General features: G+C 72.8%; 9 protein-coding genes. 7 read left to right on the plus strand and 2 right to left on the minus strand.

Annotated elements, in window-relative coordinates:
* The first annotated feature begins 6 nt into the window (after positions 1 to 6).
* Together DQ237_RS17840 and DQ237_RS17845 are read left to right on the plus strand one after the other, a co-directional pair.
* Complete coding sequence (locus tag DQ237_RS17840) at positions 7 to 1221, plus strand: NADP-dependent isocitrate dehydrogenase (RefSeq protein WP_113801489.1); 1215 nt, start codon at positions 7 to 9, stop codon at positions 1219 to 1221.
* Between the two features lie 254 nt (positions 1222 to 1475).
* The gene (locus DQ237_RS17845) at positions 1476 to 2804 is read left to right on the plus strand and encodes a hemolysin family protein (protein WP_113801490.1); all 1329 of its coding nucleotides are present in this window, start codon (positions 1476 to 1478) and stop codon (positions 2802 to 2804) included.
* On the opposite strand, the gene galE is transcribed toward DQ237_RS17845, so the two are convergent.
* Entirely contained in the window at positions 2801 to 3757 is a 957-nt protein-coding gene (galE, locus tag DQ237_RS17850) for a UDP-glucose 4-epimerase GalE (RefSeq protein ID WP_113801491.1), read from the minus strand. The genes DQ237_RS17845 and galE overlap by 4 nt on opposite strands.
* A 42-nt stretch (positions 3758 to 3799) precedes the next feature.
* On the opposite strand from galE, the gene hisC reads away from it, so the two are divergent.
* The 4 genes from hisC (at position 3800) to DQ237_RS17870 (ending at position 7601) form a co-directional block, all read left to right on the plus strand.
* The gene (hisC, locus tag DQ237_RS17855; protein WP_113801492.1) at positions 3800 to 4900 is read left to right on the plus strand and encodes a histidinol-phosphate transaminase; all 1101 of its coding nucleotides are present in this window, start codon (positions 3800 to 3802) and stop codon (positions 4898 to 4900) included.
* 83 nt (positions 4901 to 4983) lie between these two features.
* Positions 4984 to 6006, plus strand: coding sequence for a tryptophan--tRNA ligase (gene trpS / locus DQ237_RS17860; protein ID WP_113801493.1), 1023 nt, complete (start codon positions 4984 to 4986; stop codon positions 6004 to 6006).
* On the plus strand, positions 6003 to 6581 hold the full coding sequence (locus DQ237_RS17865; RefSeq protein ID WP_113801494.1) for a 2'-5' RNA ligase family protein: 579 nt from the start codon (positions 6003 to 6005) through the stop codon (positions 6579 to 6581). The genes trpS and DQ237_RS17865 overlap by 4 nt, the downstream gene beginning before the upstream one ends.
* A 36-nt stretch (positions 6582 to 6617) precedes the next feature.
* Positions 6618 to 7601 carry a YihY/virulence factor BrkB family protein gene (locus DQ237_RS17870; protein WP_240619717.1) on the plus strand — a complete coding sequence of 328 codons (984 nt, stop codon included), beginning with the start codon at positions 6618 to 6620 and terminating at the stop codon, positions 7599 to 7601.
* On the opposite strand, the gene DQ237_RS17875 is transcribed toward DQ237_RS17870, so the two are convergent.
* A complete protein-coding gene (locus tag DQ237_RS17875) occupies positions 7501 to 8754 on the minus strand; it encodes a D-alanyl-D-alanine carboxypeptidase family protein (protein ID WP_113801496.1) in 1254 nt (417 codons plus the stop codon). The genes DQ237_RS17870 and DQ237_RS17875 overlap by 101 nt on opposite strands.
* Positions 8755 to 9009: 255 nt before the next feature.
* On the opposite strand from DQ237_RS17875, the gene DQ237_RS17880 reads away from it, so the two are divergent.
* On the plus strand, positions 9010 to 10047 hold the full coding sequence (locus DQ237_RS17880; RefSeq protein ID WP_113801497.1) for a BMP family protein: 1038 nt from the start codon (positions 9010 to 9012) through the stop codon (positions 10045 to 10047).
* Positions 10048 to 10278: the final 231 nt, after the last annotated feature.

Genomic DNA, 10278 nt, shown 5'->3' on the forward strand with positions numbered 1-10278 from the left:
GAACGCGTGAGCAAGATCAAGGTCGAGGGCACCGTCGTCGAGCTCGACGGCGACGAGATGACCCGGATCATCTGGCAGTTCATCAAGGACCAGCTGATCCTCCCGTACCTCGACGTCAACCTCGAGTACTACGACCTCGGCATCGAGCACCGCGACGCCACCGACGACCAGGTGACGATCGACTCCGCCAACGCCATCAAGAAGCACGGCGTCGGCGTCAAGTGCGCGACCATCACGCCCGACGAGGCGCGGGTCGAGGAGTTCGGCCTCAAGAAGATGTGGCGCTCCCCGAACGGGACGATCCGCAACATCCTCGGCGGCGTCATCTTCCGCGAGCCGATCATCATGCAGAACGTGCCGCGCCTGGTGCCGGGCTGGACCAAGCCGATCATCGTCGGCCGTCACGCCTACGGCGACCAGTACCGCGCCACCGACTTCAAGTTCCCGACCTCGGGCAAGCTCACCGTCACCTTCACCCCGGACGACGGCTCGCAGCCCATCGAGCACGAGGTCTTCCAGGCCCCGGGCGCCGGCGTCTCGCTGTCGATGTACAACCTCGACGACTCGATCCGCGACTTCGCGAAGGCCTCGCTCAACTACGGCCTCGACCGCGGCTACCCGGTCTACCTCTCCACGAAGAACACGATCCTCAAGGCCTACGACGGCCGGTTCAAGGACATCTTCGAGGAGGTGTTCGAGTCCGAGTTCAAGGACAAGTTCGCCGCCGCCGGCATCACCTACGAGCACCGGCTCATCGACGACATGGTCGCCGCCTCGCTCAAGTGGGAGGGCGGCTACGTCTGGGCGTGCAAGAACTACGACGGTGACGTGCAGTCCGACACCGTGGCCCAGGGCTTCGGCTCGCTCGGCCTCATGACGTCGGTCCTGGCCACCCCGGACGGCCGCACGGTCGAGGCCGAGGCCGCCCACGGCACCGTGACCCGGCACTACCGGCAGCACCAGCAGGGCAAGGAGACCTCGACCAACCCGATCGCGTCGATCTTCGCCTGGACCCGGGGCCTCGCGCACCGCGGCAAGCTGGACGGCACCCCCGAGGTGACCCGGTTCGCCGAGACCCTCGAGCGGGTCTGCATCGAGACCGTCGAGAGCGGCCAGATGACCAAGGACCTGGCACTGCTGATCTCCAAGGACCAGCCGTGGCTGAACACCCAGGACTTCCTGGCGGCCATCGACACCAACCTGCAGAAGGCCATGGCCTGACGTAGGACCGTCGATCCACGCCGGTGGCCCCCTCGGTTCGTCCGAGGGGGCCACCGACGTGTTCTCGTCCTGTGGACGGCGGTCCGTCGGGGACTGCTCGCGCCGACGCAGCTGCGCCGCACACGGCGACCATCCGGGGAGATGCGGCTCACCGTCCACGCTCGAAGGGGGTGCGCGGGCCTCCTTCGAGTGCGACGACCAGGCACCATGGGGGAGTCCCACCCCCGAACCAACCCCTGAGGAGCACGCCGCCGGTGAGCGACGTATGGCTCAACATCGTCATGGTCGTCCTCTTCGTGCTGATCGGCGGGGCCTTCGCCGGCGCGGAGATCGCCCTGGTCTCGCTGCGCGAGGGTCAGGTGCGCGCCATGGCCGAGCAGGGGCGGCGCGGCCAGGCGGTCCAGAAGCTGCTGAAGGACCCGAACCAGTTCCTCGCGGCGGTGCAGGTTGGCGTCACCCTCGCCGGGTTCTTCTCCGCGGCCTTCGGTGCCAGCACGCTGTCCCGCCCGCTTGCCGCCTTCCTGGAGACGCGCGGCATGAGCGAGGGCCTCGCCGGCACGCTGGCGCTGGTGCTCGTCACGATCGTCATCAGCTACCTGTCACTGGTCGTCGGTGAGCTGACGCCGAAGCGGCTGGCGCTGCAGCGGGCCGAGGGCTTCTCGCTCGTCGTCGCCGCGCCGCTCAACGCCATCGCCAAGCTGTCCCGCCCGATCATCTGGCTGCTGTCGAAGTCGACCAACGGACTGGTGCGCCTGCTGGGCGGGGACCCCAGGGCCAGCGGCGAGTCGATCAGCCAGGAGGAGCTCCGCGACCTGGTCGCCGCGCACGAGTCGCTGAGCAGCGACGAGCGCCGGCTCATCGACGAGGTCTTCCGCGCCGGCGAGCGCGAGGTGCGCGAGGTGATGACCCCGCGCACCGAGGTCCAGTTCCTCGACGCCTCGATGACCGCCAGCCGCGCGGCGAAGCTGGTGGCGGAGTCCAACTGGTCCCGGTTCCCGGTGGCCGGGCGGGACCAGGACGACGTGCTCGGCTTCGTGCACGTCCGCGACCTGTTCCTGCCCAACCACCCCGCGGGGCGGGCGGCCACCGTGGGCGACCTGGCCCGCGAGGTCACGCGCCTGCCCGGCACCGCCGCCGTCCTCACCGTGCTCAGCGAGATGCGCCGGGAGAACCAGCACCTTGCCATCGTCGTCGACGAGTACGGCGGCACCGACGGGATCGTGACGCTGGAGGACCTCATCGAGGAGGTCATCGGCGAGATCTACGACGAGTACGACGAGGAGGTCGAGCCCGAGGCCCGGCAGTCGCCCGACGCCCCGCGGGAGGTCGACGGCCTGCTCAACCTGGACGACTTCACCGAGGCCACCGGGCTGGCGCTCCCGGAAGGGCCCTACGAGACGGCGGCCGGCTACGTGCTGGCCGAGCTGGGCCGGCTGCCCGAGGTGGGCGACACCGTCGAGGTGGAGGGACGCCGCATCGAGGTGGTCGAGCTCGACGGGCGACGCATCGCCCGCATCCTGGTCAGCCCGCCCCCGGCCGGCGACGTCCCACAGGACGCCGCCGACCGCACCGAGGTCGGCTAGCGCCGGGCCTGCGCGACGTCCCAGGCGTCGCGCACGATGCCGACCAGGTCGGTGTGCTTCGGCGCCCAGCCGAGGTCTGCCCGGATCCGGTCGCTGGAGGCCACCAGCTGCGCCGGGTCCCCGGCCCGCCGCTCGCCGACGGTCACCGGGATCGGGTGGCCGGTGACCTCGCGGGCGGCCTCGACGACCTCCTGCACCGAGAAGCCGGTCCCGTTGCCCAGGTTGTAGATCCGGTGCTCGCCCGCCGCGGGCGCCGGCAGCGCCAGCAGGTGCGCGTCGGACAGGTCCTCGACGTGCACGTAGTCGCGGATGCAGGTGCCGTCGGGCGTCGGGTAGTCCTGCCCGTAGACCGTCAGCGACTCCCGCTGACCCGCAGCGACCTGCAGCGCGATCGGGATGAGGTGGGTCTCGGTGGCGTGCCGTTCCCCGAGGCCGTAGGCGGCGCCGGCGACGTTGAAGTAGCGCAGGCTCACCGCAGCGAACCCGTGCGCCACCGCGTAGGAGGTCAGCATGTGGTCGACGGCGAGCTTCGAGGCGCCGTAGGTGTTGGTGGGCCGGGTGGGCGCGTCCTCGCGGATCGGCACCTGGTCCGGCTCGCCGTAGGTGGCCGCGGTGGAGGAGAACACGATCCGGCGGCAGTCGGCCGCCCGCATGGCCTCCAGGAGGGCGAAGGAGCCACCCACGTTGGTGTGCCAGTAGTCCTCGGGCTGCTGCTGGGAGACGCCGACCAGCGACTTCGCCGCGAAGTGCAGCACCGCCTCGGGGCGCACCTCGGCCAGCACCGGAGCGGAGTCGTGCAGGGAGACCTGGGCCAGCGTGGCCCCCTCGGGGACCGCGTCGGCGTGGCCGGTCGAGAGGTCGTCGAGGACGGTGACCTCGTGGCCGCCGGCCAGCAGCGCCGCCGTCACTACGCTGCCGATGTAGCCGGCTCCGCCGGCGACGAGTACGCGCATGGCCCCACCTTATGGGGGCGCCTGCGGAGGTGGAGGAACTCGATGGTCAGTCCCCGTGCTGCGGTGCAGTCGCTCCCGGCCTACAAGCCCGGCCGCAACCCCGCCGACCTGGCGCGCGAGATCGGCGTGGAGCGGGCGGTCAAGCTGGCCAGCAACGAGGTCGCCTTCCCGCCGCTGCCCGCCGTCGTCGACGCGGTGACCGCGACGGTCGCGGAGACCAACCGCTATCCCGACAACGGCGCCGTCGTCCTCACCCGGGCGCTGGCCGACCGCTACGGCGTCGACCCCACCCAGGTCGCCACCGGCTGCGGGGCGGTGGCGATCTGCCAGGAGCTCGCCCAGGCTTACAACGACCCGGGCTCGAGCATCGCCTTCGCCTGGCGCTCCTTCGAGATGTATCCGCTGCTGGCCCGGGTCGCCGGCGCCCGCGCCGTCCAGGTGCCGCTGGTCCCGGGGCGCGACGGCGGGTCGCCCGACACCCACGACCTCGACGCACTGGCCGCGGCCCTCGACGACAGCACCCGGCTGGTCTTCGTCTGCAACCCGAACAACCCCACCGGGACGGCGGTGCACCGTCCGGAGCTGGAGCGGTTCCTCGACGCGGTCCCGGCCGGGACCCTCGTGGTGCTCGACGAGGCCTACCGCGAGTTCGTCACCGACCCCGAGGTGCCCGACGGCGTCGAGCTGATGCGCGGGCGGCCGAACGTCGCCGTCCTCCGCACCTTCTCCAAGGCCTGGGGGCTGGCCGGGCTGCGGGTCGGCTACCTGCTCGCCGAGGACCCGGCGGTGGCCGACGCGGTGCGCAGGACCCACCTGCCCTTCAGCGTGGGCATGGTCGCCCAGGCGGCGGCGGTCGCGGCGCTCGCCAGCGAGGACGAGGTCCGCCGCCGCTGTGCCGCCGTGACCGCCGAGCGGGAGCGGCTGACCGGCGCGCTGCGGGACCGGGGACTGGAGGTCGCCGACAGCCAGGCGAACTTCGTCTGGCTGCCCGTGGGGGAGCGGACGGCGGAGCTGGCCGCCGCGCTCGAGGCCCGTGCGGTCATCACCCGGCCGTTCGCCGGCGAGGGGATCCGGGTCACCGTCGGCACCCCGGAGGAGGACGACGTCTTCCTCGCCGCACTGGACGACGCACTGGCCCGGTGACCAGCAACGCGGCGCCTCAGGGAGGGGTCGCGGGCCCGGCGGGACGGGGGAGGCCGGAACCTTGCCGCTCGACGGCTGGTTTGATGGCCGACGTGGCTCTTCCCCGAGTGCTGTCCGGCATCCAGCCGACGGCGGGCTCCTTCCACCTCGGCAACTACCTCGGCGCGCTGCGCCAGTGGGTCGCCCTGCAGGACGGCCACGACGCCTTCTACTGCGTCGTCGACCTGCACGCGATCACGATGGACTGGGACCCCGAGGAGCTCCGGCGGAACTCCCTCACCTCGGCCGCGCAGCTGCTCGCGCTCGGCGTCGACCCGGCGCGCAGCACCTTGTTCGTGCAGAGCCACGTGCCCGAGCACCTGCAGCTGTCGTGGGTGCTGGAGTGCATCGCACGCTTCGGCGAGGCCAGCCGGATGACGCAGTTCAAGGACAAGAGCCAGCGCGAGGGCGCCGACGGCTCGTCGGTCGGGCTGTTCACCTATCCCGTGCTCATGGCCGCCGACATCCTCCTCTACCAGGCCGACCTGGTGCCGGTGGGCGACGACCAGCGGCAGCACCTCGAGCTCACCCGCGACGTCGCCACCCGGTTCAACAACCGCTTCGGCGAGGCGTTCACCGTCCCCCAGGGCTTCATCCCGGAGGCGGGGGCGCGGGTCATGGACCTGCAGTCGCCGGAGAAGAAGATGAGCAAGAGCCTGCCGCCGGCCGGGTGCGTCCAGCTGCTGGACGACCCGAAGGTGACGGCGAAGAAGATCCGGTCGGCGGTCACCGACACCGGCAGGGAGGTCGTGGCCGACCGCGAGAACAAGCCCGGCGTCACCAACCTGCTGACCATCCACAGCGCCCTGTCGGGTACGTCGGTGGCGGACCTGGAGGAGCACTTCGCCGGCCGCGGCTACGGCGACCTGAAGAAGGAGCTCGCCGAGGTCGTCGTCGAGTTCGTGACGCCGGTGCAGCAGCGCACCCAGGAGCTGCTGGACGACCGCGCCGAGCTGGAGCGGATCCTCGCCTCCGGCGCCGCGCGGGCGCGCGAGGTGGCCGCGCGCACCGTGGCCGACGTGTACGAGCGCGTGGGGTTCCTCCTGCCGGCGGGCCCGGCGGCATGAACGACGACACGTTCGTCGGCCGCCTCGCCGGTCCGCCGGAGACCTCGGTGATCGGCGTCATCGTGCCGGTGCCCGAGCCGTGGGCGGCGCTCCTGGTCGACTGGCGGGCCAAGGTGGGCGACCCGCAGGCGCGGGCGGTCCCGCCGCACGTGACGCTGCTGCCGCCGACCGAGGTCCCCCGGACCGACCGCGCGGCCGTGTCGGAGCACCTCGCGGCCGTCGCGGCCAGCCATCCGCCGTTCGACATGCACCTGGCCGGCACCGGGACGTTCAAGCCGGTCTCCGACGTCGTGTTCGTCGCCGTCGCGCGGGGGATCGGCAACTGCGAGCTGCTGGCCAACGACGTCCGGCAGGGCCCGCTGGACCGCTCGCTGTCCTTCCCGTACCACCCGCACGTCACCGTTGCGCACGACGTCCCGGCGGACATGCTCGAGGTGGCCTACGCCGGGCTGCAGGACCTGTCCGCGGAGTTCCGGGTCGAGGCGTTCACCGAGTTCGAGCAGACCCCGTCGGGGGAGTGGGCCGTCGTCCGCCAGTACCCGCTCACCGGGCCGGAGCACCCGAGCGGCGCCTGACCGGCGGCGCAGCGGGCCGGCCAGCAGACTCGGGTGGTGAGCTCGTCGCGCCCCGATGACCCGCCGGCCGCCAGGGCGTGGCCGGTCCGGTTGTGGGACCGGGTCGACGCCGTCGTCTCCGCCACCCGCGCCCGCTACGGCTGGTTCGACCGTCTGGCCCGGGCCGGTGGCCGCTACCAGCGGACCCAGGGCGACCTGATGGCCGCCGGGGTCACCTACTTCGCCTTCCTCGCGCTCTTCCCGGTCCTGCTGCTGGTCGCCTCGATCATCGGTCTGGTGCTCGCCGGCGACGAGCTGCTCCAGCGCGAGCTGTTCAGCGCCATCCGCGAGGCGTTCCCCGGCGGGCTGGGCCGGCGGCTGGTCGAACAGCTCTCCGGCGCCATCGACTCCGCGGGTGTGGTCGGGCTGATCGGGCTCGCCGGATTCCTGTACGCCGGCCTGCGCACGATGGACAAGCTGCGGGTGGGGATGGAGCGCATCTGGAAGGGCCGGGTCGACGAGCCGGAGTTCCTGCGCGACAACCTGCAGGACGTCGTGGCCCTCGTGGCGCTCGGCGCGGTGGGGGTGGCCAGCCTCGGGCTCACCGGTCTGGTCAGCCAGGCCTCGTCCCGGGTGCTGGACTTCCTCGACCTCGCCGACGAACCGGGGTACGGCGTCCTGACCTGGCTGCTGGGCATCGGGCTGGCCATGGCCGGCGACGTCGTCGTCTTCCTGTGGCTGCTGCGCGTGGTGCCGGGGGTGACCAACCCGGTGCGGCGGCTGCTGCCCGGGGCGTTGTTCGGCGCGGTCGGCTTCGAGGTGCTCAAGCTGATCGGCGGGTACTACCTCTCGCTGATCTCCGACAGCGTCACGGCGTCGGCGTTCGGCGGCGCCGTGGGCGTGCTCGTCTGGATCAACCTGGTGGCGCGGTTCGCCTTCTTCACCGCCGCCTGGACGGCCGCCGGCCTCGCGCAGGAGGCTCCGCCGCCGGTCGGACCCGGCGACGTCGAGCCGATCCGGCGCCCAGCAGCGTCGCGCTGAGGACCGCCGCGCCCCCGAGGGCGGGCAGCAGCCACGGCGTGGCGGCACCGGTGGTCCGCCCCGCCCCGGGGCGCGGGGGCGCAGGGGTGGCGGCCGGGGCGGGCGCCGGTGCCGCCAGCAGGTCACCGGGGCGCACGAGCCGGCCGACGCCGGGTGTCGCCGGAGGGACGGCGAACCCCCAGTCGAGCAGCAGCGCCGCCTGGTCGGCCGCCCGCAGCGGCACGTTCTCGGTGTCCAGGACGCTCACGACCAGCCGTCGTCCGTCCCGTTCGGCCCCGGTGACGAAGGTGTGCCGGGCCGCATCGGTGAACCCCGTCTTCCCGCCGAGCCCGCCCGGGTAGCCGGCGAGGGGGTTCTGGTTCTGGATCTGGAACCCGGGGGAGCGGCCCTCGACCGGTGGGACGGCGGCGGTGGGGACGCGCAGCACCGCGGCGGCCGCGGGTTCCTCGAGCAGCGCGCGGAAGATCAGGGCCAGGTCGTAGGCCGAGGTCGTCTGTCCGGCCACGTCGAGCCCCGAGGGGTTCCCGGCCACCGTGTCGTAGGCGCCGAGGTCGGACGCGGTGCGGTTCATCGCCGCCACCGTCGCCTCCTGCCCGCCGGCGACGCGGGCGAGGGCGGAGGCGGCATCGTTGCCCGACTGCAGCACCAGCGCCTCGAACAGCAACGACACGGGGTAGCGCCCGCAGGCCACGAGCCCGACCCGGCTGCCCTCCACCTGCTCGTCCTCCGGCGTGGCCTCCACGACCTGTGCCGGGTCGAGCCGGGGCACCAGCGTGAGCAGGGTGAGGGTCTTCAGGGTGCTGGCCGGGTAGTGGCGCCCGTGCGCGTCCCGGGCGGCGAGGACCCGACCCGACGAGGCGTCGGCCACCAGCCAGGCGGTGGCGGTGATGCCGGCCGGCAGCGGCGGCGCGCCGTCGGCCACCACGGTCCCGCGGGACCCCAGGCGCTGCCCACCGACCGTGCTCCCGTCGGGCGCGGTGCCCCGCTCGGGCGGCCCGGTGAGCGGTGCCGACGGGGTGGGTGCCGCGGTGTCCGCGGTGGGGCGCGCCGCCGACGTCGGGTCGGTTGCGGGTGCGGCCGCCGCGGGACCGCCCGCGAGGAGGGCGAGGAGGGCGGCGGCGGCCAGCAGGGGCACGGCGCGGCGTCGTCGCATGCCGGCACCGTAGGCCGCGTGACCTGCGGCACCCTGCGCGCCGTCCGGGCGCCCCGAACGGATGAGCCTTCGCAACGATCGGGTCTCAGTCCGCAGCAGAGCTTGTAGCGCCCGTAGGGGCCGCGATTAGCGTCGCTGCCGGGTGCCTCCCGGGGCCGCGCACGCGGCCCGGCGGCACCGGATGTCCGATTCCGGACGCGCGGCCGCGAGCGGCGCGTCCCCCACACAGAGGAGATCGTCTTGCGCCGAGCGCGGATGACGAAGGCCGCGGCGCTGCTGCTGGCCGGCAGCCTGGCCCTGGTGGCCTGTGCCAGCGACGAGAAGGACAGCGGCGCGGGCAGCAAGGGCGGCAGCGACGGCGACCTGAAGATCGGCCTGGCCTTCGACACCGGCGGCCGTGGCGACCAGTCCTTCAACGACTCCGCCGTCGCGGGCGTCGAGAAGGCCATCAAGGACCTCGGCGGCAAGGTGCAGGAGCTCTCGCCGAACGACGACGCCTCCAACCGCGCCGAGCTGCTGACCCAGCTCGCCGAGGCCGGCTACAACCCGGTCATCGCCGTCGGCTTCAACTACGACGACGTCATCGCCGAGGTCGCGCCGCAGTTCCCCGACACCACCTTCGCGCAGGTCGACGGCTCCAACGCCGACGGCAAGAAGGGCGACAACGTCACCGGTCTCCTCTTCGCCGAGGAGCAGGGGTCCTTCCTGGCCGGCGTCGCCGCCGCGCTGAAGACCGAGACGAACAACGTCGGCTTCGTCGGTGGCGTGCAGAGCCCGCTGATCGAGAAGTTCCAGGCCGGCTTCCAGGCCGGTGCCAAGGCCGTCAAGCCCGACATCCAGGTCCAGGTCCAGTACCTGTCCCCGGCCGGTGACTTCAGCGGCTTCGGTGACCCGCAGAAGGGCAAGCTCGTCGCCCAGGGCATGTACCAGAACGGCGCGGACATCGTGTTCCACGCCGCCGGCGGTTCCGGCAAGGGTGTCTTCGAGGCGGCCGTCGAGGCCGGCAAGCGGGCCATCGGCGTCGACTCCGACCAGTACCTGACCGCCTCGCCCGACCAGCAGGCCGTGATCATGACCTCGATGCTCAAGCGCGTCGACAACGCCGTCGAGAACTTCATCAAGGCCTACGCCGAGGGTGACGTCGAGGGCGCCACGGACATCGTCAACGACCTGTCCACGGGCGGCGTCGGCCTGGCCACCTCCGGTGGCTACATCGACGACATCGCCGACCAGATCAAGGACTTCGAGAAGAAGATCCTCGACGGCGACATCACGGTTCCCACCAAGCCGTGACCGTCGGCCGCGGGTCCCGCTCCGGCGGGCCCGCGGCCCAGGTCGACCCGACGGCGGGTCCGGGCGCAGGTCGCCCGGGCCCGCCGTCGTCGGTCCGGCCCCGGGCAGGAGGGCCGCGCGCCACCACCCGGGCCGGATGGGAGATCATGCGGCAGCCGGTTCCCGAGCGGGACCGGCCGCCCGACCCGGCCACCCGTGGCCGGCCGGTGCCCCGCGGCGGACCCCGCAGGA

The sequence above is a fragment of the Blastococcus sp. TF02-8 genome, from assembly GCF_003319175.1.
GTDB lineage: Bacteria > Actinomycetota > Actinomycetes > Mycobacteriales > Geodermatophilaceae > Blastococcus.